The sequence below is a fragment of the Vibrio sp. T9 genome, assembly GCF_003123985.1.
In the GTDB taxonomy this organism is placed as follows: domain Bacteria; phylum Pseudomonadota; class Gammaproteobacteria; order Enterobacterales; family Vibrionaceae; genus Vibrio; species Vibrio diabolicus.
Map to the genome: position 1 here is coordinate 24,996 of NZ_NIGY01000006.1, position 20,268 is coordinate 45,263.

Annotated in this window: 18 protein-coding genes and 1 other RNA gene; 10 read left to right on the forward strand and 9 right to left on the reverse strand. The window is 45.0% G+C overall.

Features of this window, described 5'->3' with window-relative positions; all coding sequences use genetic code 11:
• Window positions 1-126: 126 nt before the first annotated feature.
• Complete coding sequence (gene metK, locus CBX98_RS13060) at window positions 127-1,281, reverse strand: methionine adenosyltransferase (RefSeq protein ID WP_005381027.1); 1,155 nt, start codon at window positions 1,279-1,281, stop codon at window positions 127-129.
• Between the two features lie 315 nt (window positions 1,282-1,596).
• Between metK and tkt the strand changes: the two genes are divergently transcribed.
• On the forward strand, window positions 1,597-3,591 hold the full coding sequence (tkt, locus tag CBX98_RS13070) for a transketolase (RefSeq protein ID WP_109169427.1): 1,995 nt from the start codon (window positions 1,597-1,599) through the stop codon (window positions 3,589-3,591).
• A gap of 94 nt (window positions 3,592-3,685) precedes the next feature.
• Here tkt and CBX98_RS13075 read toward each other — a convergent pair whose 3' ends face one another.
• On the reverse strand, window positions 3,686-4,579 hold the full coding sequence (locus tag CBX98_RS13075) for a LysR family transcriptional regulator (protein ID WP_104969806.1): 894 nt from the start codon (window positions 4,577-4,579) through the stop codon (window positions 3,686-3,688).
• A gap of 140 nt (window positions 4,580-4,719) precedes the next feature.
• Here CBX98_RS13075 and CBX98_RS13080 point away from each other — a divergent pair, with 140 nt between their 5' ends.
• The 5 genes from CBX98_RS13080 (at window position 4,720) to mscS (ending at window position 11,692) form a co-directional block, all read left to right on the forward strand.
• Window positions 4,720-6,678: a ligand-gated channel protein gene (locus CBX98_RS13080; protein ID WP_104970965.1), complete on the forward strand. Its 1,959-nt coding sequence runs from the start codon at window positions 4,720-4,722 to the stop codon at window positions 6,676-6,678.
• 131 nt (window positions 6,679-6,809) lie between these two features.
• Window positions 6,810-7,847, forward strand: coding sequence for an erythrose-4-phosphate dehydrogenase (epd, locus tag CBX98_RS13085; RefSeq protein ID WP_006743084.1), 1,038 nt, complete (start codon window positions 6,810-6,812; stop codon window positions 7,845-7,847).
• A gap of 153 nt (window positions 7,848-8,000) precedes the next feature.
• A complete protein-coding gene (locus CBX98_RS13090; RefSeq protein WP_005393948.1) occupies window positions 8,001-9,161 on the forward strand; it encodes a phosphoglycerate kinase in 1,161 nt (386 codons plus the stop codon).
• Between the two features lie 154 nt (window positions 9,162-9,315).
• On the forward strand, window positions 9,316-10,392 hold the full coding sequence (gene fbaA, locus CBX98_RS13095; protein WP_005393947.1) for a class II fructose-bisphosphate aldolase: 1,077 nt from the start codon (window positions 9,316-9,318) through the stop codon (window positions 10,390-10,392).
• 433 nt (window positions 10,393-10,825) lie between these two features.
• Window positions 10,826-11,692: a small-conductance mechanosensitive channel MscS gene (gene mscS, locus CBX98_RS13100; RefSeq protein ID WP_005393946.1), complete on the forward strand. Its 867-nt coding sequence runs from the start codon at window positions 10,826-10,828 to the stop codon at window positions 11,690-11,692.
• Window positions 11,693-11,738: 46 nt separating this feature from the next.
• Here the strand turns inward: mscS and CBX98_RS13105 are convergent, their stop codons facing one another.
• A complete protein-coding gene (locus CBX98_RS13105; protein WP_074191803.1) occupies window positions 11,739-12,221 on the reverse strand; it encodes a YbaK/EbsC family protein in 483 nt (160 codons plus the stop codon).
• 19 nt (window positions 12,222-12,240) lie between these two features.
• Window positions 12,241-12,870 carry a LysE/ArgO family amino acid transporter gene (locus CBX98_RS13110; RefSeq protein WP_065646102.1) on the reverse strand — a complete coding sequence of 210 codons (630 nt, stop codon included), beginning with the start codon at window positions 12,868-12,870 and terminating at the stop codon, window positions 12,241-12,243.
• 146 nt (window positions 12,871-13,016) lie between these two features.
• Here CBX98_RS13110 and CBX98_RS13115 point away from each other — a divergent pair, with 146 nt between their 5' ends.
• Entirely contained in the window at window positions 13,017-13,913 is an 897-nt protein-coding gene (locus CBX98_RS13115; protein ID WP_046875104.1) for a LysR family transcriptional regulator ArgP, read from the forward strand.
• Between the two features lie 227 nt (window positions 13,914-14,140).
• Window positions 14,141-14,833 (forward strand): oxidative stress defense protein, encoded by a 693-nt coding sequence (locus tag CBX98_RS13120; RefSeq protein ID WP_005393939.1) that lies wholly within the window; start codon window positions 14,141-14,143, stop codon window positions 14,831-14,833.
• A gap of 67 nt (window positions 14,834-14,900) precedes the next feature.
• Here the strand turns inward: CBX98_RS13120 and serA are convergent, their stop codons facing one another.
• From serA to CBX98_RS13145, 5 genes are all read right to left on the reverse strand, one after another.
• Window positions 14,901-16,133, reverse strand: a complete 1,233-nt coding sequence (gene serA / locus CBX98_RS13125) for a phosphoglycerate dehydrogenase (RefSeq protein WP_109169429.1) — start codon at window positions 16,131-16,133, stop codon at window positions 14,901-14,903.
• Window positions 16,134-16,405: 272 nt separating this feature from the next.
• Entirely contained in the window at window positions 16,406-17,062 is a 657-nt protein-coding gene (gene rpiA, locus CBX98_RS13130; protein WP_005380982.1) for a ribose-5-phosphate isomerase RpiA, read from the reverse strand.
• Between the two features lie 53 nt (window positions 17,063-17,115).
• Window positions 17,116-17,715, reverse strand: a complete 600-nt coding sequence (locus tag CBX98_RS13135) for a 5-formyltetrahydrofolate cyclo-ligase (protein ID WP_074191801.1) — start codon at window positions 17,713-17,715, stop codon at window positions 17,116-17,118.
• A 5-nt stretch (window positions 17,716-17,720) separates the two neighbouring features.
• Window positions 17,721-17,905: non-coding RNA, 6S RNA (ssrS, locus tag CBX98_RS13140), on the reverse strand.
• Window positions 17,906-17,913: 8 nt separating this feature from the next.
• Window positions 17,914-18,222, reverse strand: coding sequence for a cell division protein ZapA (locus tag CBX98_RS13145; RefSeq protein ID WP_005393932.1), 309 nt, complete (start codon window positions 18,220-18,222; stop codon window positions 17,914-17,916).
• 249 nt (window positions 18,223-18,471) lie between these two features.
• Between CBX98_RS13145 and CBX98_RS13155 the strand changes: the two genes are divergently transcribed.
• Both CBX98_RS13155 and ubiH read left to right on the forward strand, forming a co-directional pair.
• The gene (locus CBX98_RS13155; RefSeq protein WP_109169430.1) at window positions 18,472-19,050 is read left to right on the forward strand and encodes a YecA family protein; all 579 of its coding nucleotides are present in this window, start codon (window positions 18,472-18,474) and stop codon (window positions 19,048-19,050) included.
• Between the two features lie 23 nt (window positions 19,051-19,073).
• Window positions 19,074-20,252 carry a 2-octaprenyl-6-methoxyphenyl hydroxylase gene (gene ubiH / locus CBX98_RS13160; RefSeq protein ID WP_109169432.1) on the forward strand — a complete coding sequence of 393 codons (1,179 nt, stop codon included), beginning with the start codon at window positions 19,074-19,076 and terminating at the stop codon, window positions 20,250-20,252.
• The last annotated feature ends 16 nt before the right edge of the window (window positions 20,253-20,268 follow it).

The window sequence follows — 20,268 nt, forward strand, 5'->3', positions numbered from 1 at the left end:
AATGAGGGAAAAACACGACTACTTCGTGAGGCTGGGCGGTATGAGCTGAAATGGCTGGATAAAAGTTGCTGAAAATAAAAAGCCCCCGCCATAGGCGAGGGCTTGATTGATTCTTGCTTGGCTTGATTATTTGATGCCAGCGAAATCGCGTAGAAGTGCAGCTTTGTCTGTCGCTTCCCACGGGAATTCTTCACGACCGAAGTGACCGTAAGCCGCTGTCTTCTTGTAGATAGGTTGAAGAAGATTAAGCATTTCTTGTAGACCGTATGGACGTAGGTCGAAGAATTGACGAACCGCTTCAATGATGATGTCGTGAGATACTTTCTCAGTACCGAATGTTTCCACCATGATAGACGTTGGATCAGCAACACCGATTGCGTAAGAAAGTTGGATCTCACAACGGTCAGCCATACCAGCCGCTACGATGTTTTTCGCTACGTAACGTGCTGCGTATGCTGCACTACGGTCAACTTTTGATGGATCTTTACCAGAGAACGCACCGCCACCGTGACGAGCTGCGCCGCCGTAGGTATCTACGATGATCTTACGACCTGTTAGACCACAGTCACCCATAGGACCACCGATTACAAAGCGACCAGTTGGGTTGATGAAGAAGTTTGTTTCTTTGTTGATCCACTCAGAAGGTAGCACTGGCTTAATGATCTCTTCCATTACCGCTTCACGCAGGTCTGAAGTTGAGATTGAATCACAGTGTTGAGTTGAAAGAACAACCGCGTCGATACCAACGATGTTACCTTGATCGTATTGGAATGTTACCTGAGATTTTGCATCAGGGCGCAACCAAGGTAGTGTGCCGTTTTTACGAACTTCTGCTTGCTTTTGAACAAGACGGTGAGAGTAAGTAATTGGCGCTGGCATTAGTACTTCAGTTTCGTTACAAGCGTAACCAAACATGATGCCTTGGTCGCCTGCACCTTGTTCTTTAGGGTCAGCTTTATCAACACCTTGGTTGATATCTGGCGACTGTTTACCGATTGTGTTTAGTACCGCACAAGAATCTGCGTCAAAGCCCATATCTGAATGTACGTAGCCGATTTCACGAACGGTTTCACGAGTTAACTCTTCGATGTCTACCCATGCTGAAGTCGTGATTTCACCACCCACCATTACCATACCGGTTTTAACGTAAGTCTCACATGCAACACGAGCCTTTGGATCTTGCTCTAGAATCGCGTCAAGAACCGCATCAGAAATCTGGTCTGCAATTTTATCTGGATGACCTTCTGATACTGACTCAGAAGTAAACAGGTGCTTAGCCATGTTAGCTCCACTATATCTGGTTTAAAACTGGGGAATGATAAACTCTCCAGCGCAAATTAATACTAATTTTTGTAGGTGTATCTACATCTAGACGTCTATTCTAAATTTGATTGCTCGAATTACAAGCTCTTTTTTGGTTTTTGTTATAACCAAACGTTTGCCTGATTTATTGATAATTTTAAGAACTTCGAACGATTTGGCGCGAAAGGTGCAATATTTGTGAGGTTTTGGACTGGAAAACGTTTGCACACCCAACAGGGCTTTGAGAGAATTATGACCTACTTTTCGTTTCGCTTAATGTACTCAGGAGCAGACATGTCGTCTCGTAAACATCTTGCCAATGCAATTCGTGCTCTAAGCATGGATAGTGTTCAACAAGCTAACTCAGGCCACCCAGGCGCACCAATGGGTATGGCTGATATCGCTGAAGTTCTTTGGCGCTCTCACCTAAACCACAACCCATCAAACCCAGAGTGGGCCGACCGCGACCGCTTCGTGCTATCAAACGGTCACGGCTCAATGCTTATTTACTCTCTACTGCACTTAAGCGGTTATGAGCTATCTATTGATGATCTGAAAAACTTCCGTCAATTGCACTCAAAAACCCCAGGTCACCCAGAGTACGGCTACGCGCCTGGTATCGAGACAACAACGGGTCCTCTTGGCCAAGGCATCACTAATGCTGTTGGTATGGCTATCGCAGAGAAAGCACTAGCGGCACAGTTCAACAAAGAAGGTCACGACATCGTTGACCACTTTACGTATGTGTTCATGGGTGACGGCTGTCTAATGGAAGGCATCTCGCATGAAGCATGTTCTCTTGCTGGGACATTAGGTCTAGGCAAACTGATCGCGTTTTGGGATGACAACGGTATCTCTATCGACGGTCACGTTGAAGGTTGGTTCTCTGACGATACACCTAAGCGTTTTGAAGCTTACGGCTGGCACGTAATCCCAGCGGTAGACGGTCACGATCCTGAAGCAATCAACGCAGCGATTGAAGCGGCTAAAGCGGATCCTCGTCCGACTCTAATCTGTACTAAAACAATTATCGGTTTCGGTTCTCCTAACAAGTCTGGTTCGCACGACTGTCACGGTGCGCCATTAGGTCACGATGAGATTCAAGCGGCTCGCGAATACCTAGGTTGGGAGTACGGTCCATTTGAAATCCCTGCAGATGTTTACGCTGAGTGGGACGCAAAAGAAGCAGGTGCAGCGAAAGAAGCGGCTTGGAATGAAAAGTTTGAAGCATACGCAGCAGCTTACCCTGCAGAAGCAGCAGAGCTTAAACGTCGTCTAAACAGCGAACTTCCAGCGGAATGGGAAGAAAAAGCGAACCAAATCATTGCTGATCTTCAAGCAAACCCAGCGAACATTGCATCACGTAAAGCATCGCAAAATGCACTAGAAGCGTTTGGTCAAATGCTTCCTGAGTTTATGGGTGGTTCTGCTGACCTAGCGCCTTCTAACCTGACCATGTGGTCTGGTTCTAAGTCTCTAGAAACGGATGACTTCTCTGGCAACTACATCCACTACGGTGTACGTGAATTCGGTATGACCGCTATCATCAACGGTATCGCATTGCACGGTGGTTTCGTTCCTTACGGCGCAACATTCCTAATGTTCATGGAATACGCTCGTAACGCAATGCGTATGGCTGCGCTGATGAAAATTCAGAACATCCAAGTGTACACGCACGATTCGATTGGTCTTGGCGAAGATGGCCCAACTCACCAACCTGTTGAGCAAATGGCATCTCTACGCGTAACGCCAAACATGAGCACATGGCGTCCATGTGACCAGGTTGAGTCTGCCGTAGCATGGAAACTAGCGATTGAACGTAAAGATGCACCAACAGCACTTATCTTCTCTCGTCAAAACTTAGCGCAACAAGATCGTACAGCTGAGCAAGTAGCGAACATCGCGAAAGGTGCTTACATCCTGAAAGATTGCGAAGGCAAGCCAGAGCTTATCCTTATCGCAACAGGCTCTGAAGTTGAGCTAGCAGTAGAAGCTGCGACTCAACTAACAGCAGAAGGTAAGAAAGTACGCGTGGTTTCAATGCCATCAACAGATGCATTCGACAAACAAGACGCCGCTTACCGTGAAGCAGTATTGCCATCAGACGTAACGGCACGCATCGCTATCGAAGCAGGTATTGCTGACTTCTGGTACAAGTACGTTGGTTTCGATGGTCGCATCATCGGCATGACGACATTTGGTGAATCTGCACCTGCTGGTCAGCTATTCGAGATGTTTGGCTTCACGACTGAAAACGTAGTGAACACAGCAAAAGAATTGCTAGCGTAATTGCTAGATTGTCTCAATAGTCCGAACGTAAAGGACGACTGTTAGATAATAAAGTTGGAAAGGCCATCATTGCGATGGCCTTCTTTGTTTTTTGTCAGGTTTTCCAACCTTGTGGAATGCTTTGGTGAATACAGTCTAAAAGTACGGATAAGCGTAATGGCGGTCTTCCTGCAGGCGTATAGCAGTTAATGGAGATGGGCTCTGAAAGCCAACCTTCTAAGCAAGGTGTGATTCGACCCGGATGATGTTTCTCGTAGCCGCTTGCTGTCCAAGTTGGCAACAGTCCAATACCATGACCATTCGCGATGCTGTCGATCTGCATTGCGATGTTGTCGCTGTATAAGCGACTCACAAATGGCTCTAAAAAGAACTCACCGTGTTGAGGGTGTGTGAGCATCAATCCATTTTCTTGTACCGAGCCAAAATCGATCCACGGATGCGCTTCAAGCTCTTTGGGGTGCAGGATCGAACCGTGCTTATCAAGATAAGCTGGAGAGGCAAAGGGCGTGTAACGAAATGAGCCTAATACCTCTTTGCGCCAATCGAGATCTTTACGCTCACCGAGCCAGATGAACAAATCTGGGTCATGGTGCGCTTCAGAAAAGTCACTGGTAAGTTGAACCCTAACGTCAGGATTATCGGCAAGAAAACCGTTGAGCACACCACCTAGCCAACTTCTAACTAATGCTGTGTGACAAACAATATGTAGCGGCCCTGAAACTTGGTTTGTTAAACCTTGAAGCGCGTCATAACTCTCTTCACTTAGCTCAAGAATCTGGCGACTGTAGTGGGCAAAAATTTCTCCCGCTCTTGTCAGAACTAATCGGTTACCTTGTCTTGCGGTTAGAGCCTGACCGAAATCTTCTTCTAATTGTGCTAAGCGACGACTCAGCGTTGATTTAGGCTGGTTAAGGGCCTTGGCAGCGGCGGTCAAACTCTTATGCTGATTGAGCGCATCAAAGGCTCGAATTGATGCTAAGTCGTGCATATTTCATTTACTCCTTACTGCGTTATGCACGGGTTCCATAAATGGGAAGAACCGTTCCATAACTCTCACTATGCATCTCATTCTATTTGTGAATAATTCACTTTCGAAAATAATAATCATTATCAATTATGGAGATGTAGATGTCTACTCTTAGACTACCAGTTATTACTGCAACTGGTATTTTAGCCTTCGTCAGTGTCCCTCATGTGTTTGCTAATGATGCGGTTTCTAAAATGGAAACAGTGGTTGTAACTGCATCAAGTTATGAGCAATCTCAAGCGGACGCGCCTGCAAGTATTAGTGTGATTTCACGTGAGGAGTTGGACTCTCGTTATTACCGCGATGTGACTGATGCACTAAAAAGCGTGCCTGGTGTCGTCGTAACAGGTGGTGGTGACACTACCGATATCAGTATCCGTGGTATGGGTTCTAAATACACTTTGATACTGGTCGATGGTAAACGTCAAAGCACACGTGAAACTCGCCCAAATAGTGACGGCCCTGGTATCGAACAAGGCTGGTTACCCCCTCTTCAAGCGATTGAGCGAATTGAAGTTATCCGTGGTCCAATGTCGACGCTTTATGGCTCTGATGCGATTGGTGGTGTAATTAACGTGATCACGCGAAAAGACGCGATGGAGTGGACAGGTAATGTTCAGCTAGGCACGGTTCTGCAAGAAAACAGTCGCTCGGGCGGAGAGCAGAGCGCGAATTTCTTCGTCAATGGGCCGCTAGCCGAAAATCTATCTCTCCAAGTATACGGTCAGTATACCGCAAGAGAAGAAGACGATATTGAATACGGTTATGAAGATAAAGATATGCAAAGTATCTCTTCAAAACTGACCTACCAGATTAATGATCGCCACTCTGTGCAATTAGAGGGGGGCACATCGGCACAAAGTCGTCGCGGTAACGTTGGCCTTTCCGTACCAACGACGGGTTGCCGAAGAGGTTGTGAGGATTCACTCAACGAATATCGTCGTAATTATGTAACGCTAAGTCACAATGGCGACTGGGACTCGGTTGGCATCTCAGATACTTACTTACAACGTGAAGAGAGCGAGAACAAATCTCGTGAGATGACGATCACCAACACCACGTTCAAATCGAGCTTGGTGACTGGTATTGGAAACCATACGTTGACGACTGGTGTGGACGCCACTCATGCAGAGCTTGAGGATTTCACCTCCAACAAAGCGTCATCGAAGACCGAAACATCGAATACGCAGTGGGCTGTTTTCATTGAAGATGAATGGAGAGTCGCCGATCCGTTTAGCGTTACGCTTGGTGGTCGTCTAGATCATGACGAAAACTATGGCGCGCACTTTAGTCCGCGTGTCTATGGTGTATGGCGAGTTGACCCGTCTTGGACTGTGAAAGGTGGCGTGGCAACAGGTTTCCGTTCTCCGCAATTACGTGAAATTACTCCTGGTTGGGCGCAAGTCAGTGGCGGCGGTAATATCTACGGTAACCCAGACCTTGACCCTGAAACGTCGCTAAACAAAGAAATCAGTGTCTTGTATCAAGGTGACTCTGGTTTAGATGTCTCTTTGACTGCGTTCCATAATGAGTTCAAAGACAAGATCACACGTGTTGTTTGTCCAGATACCATCTGTACAGATGGACCAAACCAATGGGGTGCAGATCCAACGTACCGCATTAACGTGGACGAAGCGGTCACACAAGGTATTGAAGCGACCTTAGCATCGCCATTAACGGAAACCATTTACCTCAGTTCGAGTTACACATTTACCGACTCAGAGCAAAAAACAGGTGAATACAAAGGCATGCCGCTGCAGCAGTTACCAAAGCATCTGTTCAATGTGGATGTAACTTGGCAAACAACAACAGATCTAGAAAGCTGGGCGAAAGTCACTTACCGAGGTAAAGAAATGGATCCGGTTACTGGCCCATCAAGAAACAGTATCGTAGAGCCTGCTTATACCTTTGTGGACGCTGGTGTGACATACCAGTTAACCGATAATACTCGTATTAAAGGCGCGATCTATAACTTGCTGGATGAGGAAATCAGTTACGAAGAATACGGATATGTCGAAGATGGTCGTCGCTACTGGTTAGGTTTAGACGTCGCATTTTAATTATTGTTGTAATAAGGCCGAGCATTGTCTCGGCCTTTTTTAATCCTGCTTTACTATGATTCAACAGGTGCGTTTTTCAGCCTGATCAGGTAGTATCTGTGACACGAAATTTTTGGTAGGGCGAAGGATAAATGCTAAAGGTTGCGATCAATGGATTTGGACGTATAGGTCGTAATGTTCTGCGAGCCGTATATGAAAGCGGAAAACATCAGCAGATCAAGGTTGTGGCGGTTAACGAATTAGCGCAGCCAGAAGCGATGGCGCACCTACTGCAATATGACACTAGTCATGGTCGCTTCGGAAAAAAAATCTCCCACGACCAAGAACACTTGCATGTTCATCATGACAGCGGCGAATATGACTCTATTCGCATTCTTCACCTCTCTGAACTCGAACTACTTCCTTGGCGTGATTTAGAAGTCGATATTGTCTTGGATTGCACTGGCGTGTTTGGTTCACAAGCTGATGGGCAAGCGCATATAGAAGCTGGCGCGAAGAAAGTGCTGTTTTCACACCCGGGCGCAAACGACATAGATAATACGATTATCTATGGTGTGAACCACGAAACTCTGAAAGACGAGCATCGTGTTGTCTCCAATGGCTCTTGTACTACCAACTGTATCGTTCCCATCATTAAAGTGTTAGACGAAGCCTTCGGTATTGAGTCCGGTACCATAACCACGATTCACTCTTCCATGAACGATCAGCAAGTAATCGATGCGTACCATAACGATCTACGCCGTACCCGCGCAGCGAGCCAATCTATTATTCCGGTTGACACCAAGTTGCATAAGGGGATTGAAAGAATCTTCCCGAAATTTTCCAACAAATTCGAAGCAATTTCTGTTCGTGTCCCAACCGTTAACGTCACCGCAATGGATTTAAGTGTCACAATTAATACAAATGTGAAAGTTAATGACGTAAATCAAACCATTGTTAACGCATCTCAGTGTACATTACGTAACATTGTTGACTATACTGAATCGCCACTCGTTTCCATCGACTTTAACCACGACCCCCATAGTGCGATTGTTGATGGAAGCCAGACTAGAGTGAGTAACGGGCAACTCGTAAAAATGCTCGTTTGGTGCGACAACGAATGGGGCTTTGCTAACCGGATGCTGGATACTGCCTTAGCAATGCAAGCTTCTTCTCAAGTGGAGCAGTAATGACGAAGAAGTGATGGAGAATTTTTATTTCAAGCCTTGAAATAAATCCATGATATCTCCATATCATCTATAACCAGTTTGAAGAATTAACAGGCTTGGCAGGGTTGCCGAGTTTTCAAAAACTTTAATTATCAATATTTGAGAGGACACATCATGTCTGTAATCAAGATGACTGACCTGGATCTTGCAGGTAAACGTGTATTTATCCGTGCTGACCTAAACGTGCCAGTAAAAGACGGTAAAGTAACTTCAGATGCACGTATCATCGCATCTCTTCCAACTATTAAGCACTGCCTAGAAGCAGGCGCTAAAGTAATGGTTACGTCTCACCTAGGTCGCCCAACTGAAGGTGAATACGCTGAAGAGTTCTCTCTACAACCAGTTGTTAACTACCTAAACGACGCACTAGATTGTGAAGTTAAGCTAGCAAAAGACTACCTAGATGGCCTAGAGCTAAACGCTGGTGAACTTGTTGTTCTAGAAAACGTTCGCTTTAACAAAGGCGAAAAGAAAAACGACGAAGAGCTATCTAAGAAATACGCAGCACTATGTGACGTATTCGTAATGGATGCATTCGGTACGGCTCACCGCGCTCAAGCGTCAACTCATGGTGTTGGTATGCACGCACCTATCGCTTGTGCTGGCCCTCTTCTAGCAAACGAGCTTGAAGCGCTAGGTAAAGCAATGGACAACCCAGCTCGCCCAATGGTTGCTATCGTAGGTGGTTCAAAAGTTTCTACTAAGCTAACTGTACTTGAGTCTCTATCTAAAATCGCTGACCAACTAGTTGTTGGTGGTGGTATTGCTAACACATTTATCGCAGCTGCTGGCCACAACGTTGGTAAGTCTCTATACGAAGCGGATCTAGTAGACACTGCTAAGAAGCTAATGGATGAGTGTGCAATTCCAGTAGCAACTGATGTTGCATGTGCGAAAGCATTCGACGAAAACGCAGAAGCAGAAATTAAGCACGTTTCTGAAGTACAAGACGACGACATGATCTTCGACCTTGGCCCAGATTCAACAGCTGAACTAGCAGAAATCCTTAAGAACGCGAAGACTATCCTATGGAACGGTCCAGTAGGCGTATTCGAATTCAAGAACTTCGAAGCAGGTACTAAAGGTATCTCAGAAGCTATCGCAGCATCTGAAGGCTTCTCTGTTGCAGGTGGTGGTGACACGCTAGCAGCTATCGACAAGTTCGGTATCAAAGCTGACGTTTCTTACATCTCTACAGGTGGCGGCGCTTTCCTTGAGTTCGTAGAAGGTAAAGTTCTTCCAGCAGTAGAAATGCTAGAAGCACGCGCTAAGTAATTAAAGCAAAGCGGGGGAGTGATTCTCCCGCTTTCTTGTTTGCTGCAACGTGTGAGGAACTCTGCTAGAATAGCCTCAGTTGTGAGCAAACGTTTGCAAGATTTTCAACTTAACAAGTTTTGTTTAAAAACGACAGATAAATAGGATTACATCCATGTCTAAGATCTTCGACTTCGTAAAACCAGGTGTTATCTCTGGCGATGACGTTCAGAAAGTATTTGAAGTTGCAAAAGAAAATAGCTTTGCACTTCCAGCAGTAAACTGTGTGGGTACTGACTCTGTAAACGCAGTACTTGAAGCAGCTGCAAAAGTTAAAGCTCCAGTTATCGTTCAATTCTCTAACGGTGGCGCTGCTTTCTTTGCTGGTAAAGGTCTAAAACTTGAAGGTCAAGAAGCTCAAATCCTAGGTGCTGTTGCTGGTGCGAAATACGTTCACGCTGTAGCTGAAGCTTACGGTGTACCAGTAATCCTACACACTGACCACGCTGCTAAGAAACTACTTCCTTGGATCGACGGTCTACTAGACGCTGGTGAAGAGTACTTCGCGCAAACTGGTAAGCCTCTGTTCTCTTCTCACATGATCGACCTTTCTGAAGAGTCTCTAGAAGAGAACATCGAGATTTCTGCTAAGTACCTAGAGCGCATGGCTAAAATGAACATGACTCTAGAAATCGAACTAGGTTGTACTGGTGGTGAAGAAGACGGCGTTGACAACTCTGATATGGATGCGTCTGAGCTATACACTTCTCCAGAAGACGTTGCATACGCATACGAGAAACTAAGCGCAATCAGCCACCGTTTCACTATCGCAGCATCTTTCGGTAACGTACACGGCGTGTACAAGCCAGGTAACGTTGTTCTAACTCCAACTATCCTACGTGATTCTCAAGCGCACGTTTCTGAGAAATTCGGTCTTCCAGCGAACTCTCTAAACTTCGTATTCCACGGTGGTTCAGGTTCTTCTCTAGAAGAAATCCGTGAGTCTATCGGTTACGGTGTTATCAAAATGAACATCGATACTGATACACAGTGGGCAACTTGGGATGGTATCCGTAAGTTCGAAGCTGAAAACCACGATTACCTACAAGGTCAAATCGGTAACCCAACTGGTGAAGATGCACCAAACAAGAAGTACTACGATCCACGCGTATGGCTACGTGCTGGTCAAGCTTCAATGGTAGCTCGTCTAGAGCAAGCATTTGCTGACCTAAACGCAGTTGACGTACTATAATCGTTGCTGATTAAGTTACTTAAAAACCCGCTGTTTGAGCGGGTTTTTTTATGTCTATCATTTTGCCCCTATGTTTCTTTCCCTGTTTTCCTATTGATATCTTTATGCGTCAGGTTGTATTTTCTGGTGGGATGTTCCCCCTTTAACGTTTTTAAATAAAAACATAGGAATATCAGTCATAGGAGTGGCGAAATAAGAGTGCATTGCGTAACCTGTAACAAGCCAATATCAGAAAACTCTGATAAAGTCTTGTTTTGCATATCTTTGCGAAACTCTGACTTTGAAAAAGTCAAAGTTGGGATATTGTGCCAAAAATCTGACACTGTTCAGTGGGGCAATAGGGATGTTGTTTTAGAAAAGAGCCTTTAAAAAACAAGGTTCATAAATTAACGGCAATTGGATTTATATATCTTTATTTTTGAGGATAAGAATTATGGCAGGTGAATCGGTGGGTATCGATACCACTTTAACGGATGGTCTAACTCAGGCTGAAACTTGGCTGACAAACAACTCAGATCTACTGGTTCAGTACGGTGTGAACATTATCTCTGCGCTGCTTATTCTGTTTATCGGTAATATTATCGTTAAAGCAGTCGCTGGTAGTGTTTCTAAAGTACTAGAAAAGAAAAACATGGATAAGGCTGTCGTTGAATTTATTCACGGTCTTGTTCGTTACTTGCTATTTGTAATCGTACTTATCGCCGCTCTTGGTCGATTAGGCGTTCAAACCGCTTCAGTCGTGGCTGTAATCGGTGCGGCAGGTCTTGCTGTTGGTCTTGCGCTACAAGGTTCACTATCAAACTTTGCAGCTGGTGTACTCATTGTTGCGTTCCGTCCATTCAAATCTGGCGACTACGTAGAAATTGGCGGTGTAGCGGGTAGTGTTGAAGCAATTCAAATCTTCCAAACTGTTCTAAAAACACCAGACAACAAGATGGTTGTTGTGCCTAACTCGTCAGTAATCGGTGGTGCAATTACTAACTACTCTCGTCATGCAACGCGACGTGTCGACCTAGTGATTGGTGTGTCATACAAAGCGGATCTTAAACTAACGAAGAAAGTAATTCGCGAGACGCTAGAAAAAGATCCGCGTATCTTGAAAGATCCTGATATCACAATCGGCGTACTTACGCTGGCAGACTCTTCAGTAAACTTTGTGGTTCGCCCATGGGTGAAAACTGCAGATTACTGGGGCGTATACTTTGATGCAATGCAAGGTATTAAAGAAGCATTGGATGAAAATGGTATCGAAATTCCATTCCCACAAATGGATGTTCATCTGAACAAAATCGACGCTTAATACAAGCGGTAGATATTCGAAAGCGAGGCCAATTGGCCTCGCTTTTTTATATCTCATAAAGAATGTGATTACCGGCAAGCAATAGACGTTTTAGATGTTTACCTGCAAAGCCAAAGGTGAATTCAGGCAATCCTGGCGTATAGAGCAACTCTTCGTGTTGATACAGGGTTGTATCAACAATGAGCGTGACATATTCAGGTAAGCCAATCGGACATACCGCTCCAGGCAAACAACCTAACACTTCGACCATTTCATCGTCGTCACAAATTGAGGGGCGTTTGCCTGTGACGGCTTTTATTTGTTTGGCATCGAGGCGAGAGTCTTTTTCTGTTAGATAAATTGCGTAGCCTTGTCCTTTAAGTTTTAAGAAGAGGCTTTTGGTGTGCGTGCCTGTCCATCCAAGCTCGGACGCAATTCTTATATCCGTGTCAAAGTCTAAGATGGCTTCATGCTGCCATTCCCGAAAAGGAATAGAGAGCGCGTTGAGTCGCTCTCTATTGATATCATAGATACGCTTTAGTGACTCCATGTCTTTGTTGTCCTGTTGATTACCAGTACTTTTCAATAAGTTCACTAGCTAAAATATACGCTATCGTGAACATCATTACTGCGACCGCGATGTCGATGCCTTTTTTCACTCTTGGCTTTGATAGGGTTGGGCCTAGTTTTGCGGCTCCTATCGACAAGGTATAGAACCAAACAAAGGAAGCCATCATCGTACCTAGTGCAAAAGCAATTCGGTCATGGCCTTCAAACTGCCCACCAATAGAGCCCAGAATAACGACGGTATCTAAGTACAAGTGTGGGTTAAGTACTGTGACGGCTAACGCACCTAATATGACCGTTCGACGACCACGAGCGACGACTTCACCTTTTGACTCTGAGTCACTGTCTGACTTAAACGCACTCTTAAGTGACAGTAATCCATAAAAGCTCAGGAAGGCAATACCACCAAGCGTCACCGATGTTAGCAAGATTTCATTTTGAGACAAAATCGCACCACCACCAAAGATACCTAGAGAAATGAAGATCATATCTAGGATGCTACAAATAGTGGCAGTCGTCAGGTGATGATTGCGCTTTATGCCTTGATTTAAGACATACGCATTTTGTGCGCCGATCGGAATGATCATTGATGCCCCTAAACCAAACCCTTGCAATAGAACCCACAAGCTCACACTTCACCTCACTTCAAAATAACCAATAAATTCTCAGAAGAGTGAAAGATAAAGAGTTTATCTAAATAAGTATAATTAATGATTTTAATATTATATTAGCCAAGCTAATTTAAGGGTTGGTGTTTTATCAGGAGAGGAAGAGTAGGATGAGAGGGTTGGACTACAAATGGATTGAGGCATTAGATGCCGTGGTTTATCAGGGGAGCTTTGAGCGTGCAGCTGAGCATTTATTTGTCTCGCAATCAGCGATTTCTCAACGTATTAAACAATTAGAGAAGTTTCTTGCACAACCCGTTTTGGTTCGTAGTCAACCACCCAAGCCAACGCCGATTGGTAAAAAGTTATTAGGCCTTTATCGTCGAGTGCGCTTACTCGAGCATGAAATTCTACCCGAACTCAAGAATGATACCAGTACTCGACCTGTACAACTCTCTTTGGCGACCAATGCTGATAGCCTTGCTACTTGGCTACTGCCTGCACTGCAAGATGTCATGAAGCAGCGTCAGGTTGAACTCAAACTCACTATCTATGGTGAATCTCGTTCCATCGAAAAGCTAAAAAGTGGCGAAGTGACGGGGGCGATCAGCTTAGAATCCCAGCCGATACCTGGCTGTAGAGCGGATTACTTGGGACGTGTTGATTACGTTTGTGTCGCGAGCCCGGAGTTTTATCAGCGTTACTTTGCTCAAGGCGTTAATAACCAGACTTTGGCCAAGGCGCCGGCCGTTTCGTATGATCAATATGATGACCTACATAAAACCTTTCTTACCGAGCATTTCAATGTCAGCCCTGATAGCGTCATTCACCATAACATCAGCAGCTCTGAAGCGTTTCTAAAAGTGGCGTTAGCTGGTGTAGCCTATTGCTTAATCCCTCGTTTGCAAATTACCGACGAGCTAGAGCGTGGCGCGTTGGTTGATGTTACTCCCGGTTTCTTAATGTCCCATCGGATTTATTGGCATCATTGGCAACTGGAAACGGGGGTTCTACAAGAAATCTCACACGCGATAGTCGGGTATGCTCAGCGACACTTACCTCAATAAGTTCATTGTCGCATCGATGGGTTCATTGTCGACAGAGTGTTTCGTTGAAAAATTACGCCAATGTTACATAGTCAAAGTTGTGTTAGAAGTCATTCTGAGTGCTTGGATAATCGACAGAAGTTTCTATTATGAAACCATACACTTTCTCAGTAGTGATAGTTTTGTCTGAATCTTGAGCCTTTCTGCTGAGAGTAAGTACTTTATTTTTGTATGGATGGATTTATTGAATGAGACTGTATTCATTTTTGCTGGCTTCTGCACTCAGCCTTACTAGTGCTTCAGTGTTGGCGAACTCGCCTGAATTTGCTCACGTAACGACGACAGGTTATGGTGAAGTTATTGCTACACCAGATATGGCGACGTTTTCTGTAAAAGTGGTAGACACGACAATGACTGCTGAACAGGCCAAGCAGTCAGTTGACAAAACCGTTGAGCAATTTCTGAAAAATCTGTCTGATGCTGGCTTATCAAAAGACAATGTTACCAGCTCGAATTTATACCTTGCGCCTCAATACCACTACCCTAAATCTGGTAAAGCAGAGCTCGTTGGTTATCGCGCTTCTCGTAGCATTGATGTGACGGTTACGGATCTAAAAAACCTAAACCAGTACCTAGATATGGCGTTAGAAGCAGGGATTAATCAGGTTGATAATATTCAACTTAAGGTAAGCAACCAGGCTGAGTATCAGCAAAAGGCACGCATGGCGGCTATCCAAGATGCGCGAGAAAAAGCAGCGTCACTGGCTACTGGCTTTGAGAAAAAATTGGGTGATGTCTGGCAGATCAATTACAGACAGATGCACGTTCAGCCTGTTCTAATGCGCTCGATGGCGATGGACAGTAAAGAAGGGGCAAACAGCTACCAGGATTCTACCATGATTATTCGCGATCAAGTTGACGTGATTTACAAGCTGAAGTAATACTGGGTGCAAAAAGAAAAGGCAGGGTATTCCCTGCCTTTGTTATTTCTGCTTCACAAATTAGTGATTAGTGAAGGATACGAGCACGGATAGTGCCTTCAATACTTTTCAGTTTCGCTAGCGCTTCTTCTGAGCGCTCGGTTTCAACATCGATCACTACGTAGCCGATTTCAGCGGCTGTTTGTAGGTACTGTGCGGCAATGTTAATGCCGTCTTCCGCGAAGATGGTGTTGATCTGAGTAAGAATACCAGGACGGTTTTTATGGATGTGAAGCAAGCGAGAGCATTCACCACCGTGCTCTGGCAGTGACACCTCTGGGAAGTTTACGCTTGAAAGCGTAGAGCCGTTGTCAGAGTACTTCGCCAGTTTTCCTGCGACCTCAACACCGATGTTCTCTTGTGCTTCTTGCGTTGAACCACCAACGTGTGGAGTGAGAATGACATTATCGAACTTCTGCAAAGGAGATTCGAACGGGTCGGCATTCGTTTTCGGTTCTGTTGGGAATACATCAATCGCAGCGCCCGCAATATGACCTGCTTCTAAACTATGGCAAAGCGCTGGAATATCCACGACAGTGCCGCGTGCTGCATTAATAAAGATTGAGCCTGGCTTCATGCGAGCAAACTCAGCTTCACCCATCATATTTTTTGTTTCTGGCGTTTCAGGAACGTGCAGAGAAATTACGTCACACTTGTTTAGTAGTTCACTCATGGTATGTACTTGCGTCGCATTACCAAGGGACAGCTTGTTTTCGATATCGTAGTAGTAAACGCGCATACCTAAGTTTTCGGCAATAATACCTAGCTGCGTACCAATGTGGCCGTATCCGATAATGCCAAGACGTTTGCCACGTGCTTCGTAAGAGTTGTCAGCACTTTTCTTCCAAATACCGCGATGTGCAAGCGCATTCTTTTCAGGAATGCCACGCAGAAGTAGTAGGATTTGACCAAGTACCAGCTCAGCCACACTGCGTGTGTTAGAGAACGGTGCATTAAACACAGGAATGCCGCGTTTTGCTGCTGCGTCTAGGTTTACTTGGTTAGTACCGATACAAAAACAGCCAATTGCAACCAGTTTATTCGCCGCATTGATTACCTCTTCGGATAGGTTCGTACGGGAGCGAATACCGATGAAGTGCACGTCTTTAACCGCTTCAATCAATTCTTCTTCCGGAAGGGAACCTTTATGGTACTCAATGTTGGTATAACCAGCTGCTTGAAGAACTTCAACTGAAGAAGGGTGGAGTCCCTCTAACAAGAGGATCTTAATCTTTTGTTTTTCCAGTGAAACTTTGGCCATTTTTCTCGTCCTTAAAATGGAAAGGTGGGCTAATGTGGCGCACATTGGGCAAAACTATTAAAAAGGGGATAATTGATAGTTTTGTAGGAGGACAAACGTTTCCTTGTGCGTCTTCTGTTCAATAAAGTAACAAAAAAAAATTGCTTTGGGTAAGAAAATTACGGAATAAGAGATAATTTTCTTAGAGAAAGGAATAAAAAACGGTGCCTTGCAGCACCGTATGTAATGAAATAACAGAAAAGTGAACCAGATAGGTCGATTTGAGCTGTTATTTATTCTTCAATTTTTGCACCTTCTGGTGTACCTGTGATTACGACGTCAGCACCACGGTGAGCAAAAAGACCCACAGTCACCACACCCGCGATACCGTTGATCTTGTCTTCCATTTCTTTCGGGTTAGTAATCTGCATGTTGTGTACATCCAGAATTACGTTGCCGTTGTCAGTCACAACGCCTTCACGGTAAGCCGGGTCACCGCCCAGTTTTACTAATTCGCGCGCAACGTAAGAGCGTGCCATTGGGATCACTTCTACAGGTAGTGGGAACTGACCTAGTACGTCAACTGCTTTGGTGCCGTCAACAATACATACAAACTTATCAGAGATTGCTGCGACAATTTTCTCACGAGTCAGAGCCGCGCCGCCGCCTTTGATCATTTCACGTGCTGGGTTAATTTCGTCTGCGCCATCAACATACACATCCAGCTTCATTACGTCGTTACACTCGTATACTTCAATACCAAGCTCTTTAAGGCGCTCAGTTGAAGCGACAGAGCTAGACACTGCACCTTTAATATCGTCTTTGATAGTGCCTAGTGCATCGATGAAGTGATTCACGGTAGAGCCAGTACCAACACCGACAATGCTGCCTTTCTCAACATATTTTAGTGCTGCCCAACCAGCCGCTTTTTTCATTTCATCTTGAGTCATGCCAATCTCCTGAATAGATGTTCGTTAACGTTTGCGGGCGTGATTATAGCGGCTTACTTGCCACTTTCCCATTGCCATATTCGGCTTGGGGTCACGATCTTAGGTAATGGAATGTCCCAGCTTTCAATTGGTAAGCGTTCTACATGTTGGCAGTCGTGAGCGATACCAACAGGCTTGGCACCTTCTCCGGTTATAAACCAATGAGACAGGGTACGGTCATAATACCCTCCGCCCATGCCTAAGCGGTGGCCGATGCTGTCGAATCCAACCAAAGGTGTACAAATGATATCAAGTTGACGAACGGGCTTGAGGTGGCGGATGTCCAGTTTGGGCTCTAAGATGCCGTATTTGTTGTAGACCAATTGATCATCACTTACGTACAGAAGAAACAGTAACTGACCTTTGGAAAACGGATGGATGACAGGTAAATAAACCGATTTTCCCTGTTGCCACAACCACTCAATGAGCGGCTTGGTATCAAGTTCACCGTCAGCAGAAAGATAAATAGCAATATGCTGTGCTTGCTGGATTTCAGGAAGTTGAGAGAACTGAGTGACAAGGTCGATCCCCGCTTGGAATTGCGTATCGCTACACAATGCGTTGCGCTTTTCACGAATCAGTTTGCGGAAGTCTTGTCGAGAGAGGTCTGACATAGAGAGAATACCCCAGGGTGCCGTTGAGGATTGTGGCCCTTGAACCAGCTGGTTCAAGGCGGATCAGCAATGACAACCGTAGGCTTCTCGGTACATGCCGAGCTTGCTCAATAGTTACCAAATACTAACCCTTAGGTATTGCTTATCGGCTCAGGGACTTAAATCCTGCTGACGCACACCCCAGGGTAAATTTTGTATTTACTGCTGTCCTTGCGTAACTTTGCTTAGTGCGTTCTCAAGAGACGCAGTGAGCTTTTCCATTCGCTCAGTAATTTCTTGCTGTTGACCGTTTGATTCGTATGACTTGGTGTGCAACTCATAACAAATATTCAATGCAGCGAAGGTCAGCAGTTGGATTTCATTGGTTACCTTAGTACGTTCGCTCATTTCTTTCAATCGGCGATCCAGATCTTTTGCCGCTGCAACAAGAGACTCTTCTTGTCCTGTCGGACAATTCACTCGTGTAACTTTGCCTAATATTTCAACGTCGATCGCTTGATTGCTCATGATGAATAAACTCTATATTCGCGCTATCTAAGGTGTTGCTTCATACAACTACCGAGGAGCAAACTATAGGAAAACCGCTATTAAGATTCAAGCATTTCCCATCACAGAAAGAGAAATGATGACGAGATCACACAGGAATTGGGCAAATTGAGCAAATGCTGTTCAAAATTGAATTTGATAGCCGTTTCAGACCACTAACCTTGATGGTAGGATATACCAATACATTATTATGCAAGAATGAGCCAAGTTATGAGTGAAATCACCCTTCCTGAATACCAATCTATTGCTGCTGAACTGCAATCTGCAAGCCTAGCAGTAACACCTGCGGAATTACATGGCTTATTTGTCGGCATGTTAAGTGGTGGATTGGCGATTAATGATCAAACTTGGCAGCCTATTCTGTTTGACTACACCAATGATGGTATGGGTTGGCCTTCTACCGCGTTAGCTTTTGCTCAAAGCGTATTCACTGTTACTGTCAATGAACTCACGGGCACGTCGATGGAGCTGTCTTTATTATTGCCAGATGAGCCGGGAGAAGAAGGCTTATTCGCGTTGGCTGACAGCGTGTCCGATTTCGTAAACCACTTTATTTCTGGTTTAGGTCTAGCAGGTGTTGCGCTAAATAAAGCGTCAGATGACGCTAAAGAAGCATTGGCTGACTTAGAAGAGATTGCCAAATTAGGCATTGATGAAGATGACGACCTCGGTGAACAAGCGCAATTGCTAGAACAAGTGATTGAACACATCAAAGCTTGCGTACTAACGATTCATGCTGAGTTTGGTGTTCGCCCTGAAAGTAGCGATAAAAAGCATACTATTCATTAATCGTAGATGGTCCAGAGGTTAGCATGAAGCAATATGATGTAGTCATTGCTGGTGGTGCCATGGCTGGTGCAACGTTAGCATTGGCGATTGACCATTTGTCCCAGGGAAAGCTCCGCATTGCCGTCGTTGAGCCTTTTAAAGCGCAGTCAGATATGCACCCTGGTTTTGACTCTCGTTCAATCGCATTGTCTTACGGTACTGTCAATCTGTTGCGTCAACTACAGCTCTGGACTTCATTAGAACCGTTTGTCACACCTATTGAACATATCCACGTTTCTGACCGCTCTCATGCTGGGATGACGGAAATTACCAAGCAAGAGATTGGCGTTGAAGCACTAGGGTATGTTGTCGAATTAGCCGATGTTGGTCGCGTATATCAAGAATTATTAGATAGCAGCGCATCCATTACGCTGTTTTGCCCTGACTCTGTTACCGATATCGAGCGCGAGCAAGACTGTACCCATATTACGTTGAAAAGCGGTGAGCAGCTTGACGCAAAACTGTTGGTGGCAGCAGATGGTGCGGTTTCAACCTGCTGTCAGAAAATTGGTTTAGAGCTTTCTGAGCAAGATTTTGAACAAGTGGCTGTCATTGCCAATATTGTGACTCAAGAACCTCATCAAGGTAGAGCCTTTGAACGTTTTACTGAAAATGGCCCTGTTGCTTTATTGCCAATGAGTGACAATAGAATGTCTTTAGTTTGGTGTCTGCACCCTGAAGAAGCCCAAGCAGTTCTTGAGTTATCTGACCAAGCATTTCTCCAACGTTTACAACAAGATTTTGGTTGGCGTTTAGGCGCGATGAAAAAAGTGGGACGCCGTGCGAGTTACCCATTGCTTCTTCGCCATCGAAAGCAAAATATTTCTCATCGTTTTGCGATTGTTGGGAATGCGGCGCAAACGCTGCATCCGATAGCTGGACAAGGTTTTAATCTTGGTATCCGCGACGTTGTCTCGCTAGCAGAAGAAATCGTGCAGCAAAGCGATGATGTTGGTCTTTATCAAGGCTTGATGCGCTTTAGTCAGCGTAGAGAGGCAGATCGAAGCGAAACGATCTGGCTAACCAGTGCCTTAGTGCATATTTTTTCAAATGATTTACCCGCGATGCGAATTGGGCGAAATACAGCCTTAGCAGCGATGGATAACCTTTCTATTTTTAAGCAGCCGCTACTGCGCCATACGCTTGGTTTGGTAAAACGATGAACGGCCGCACTGAATT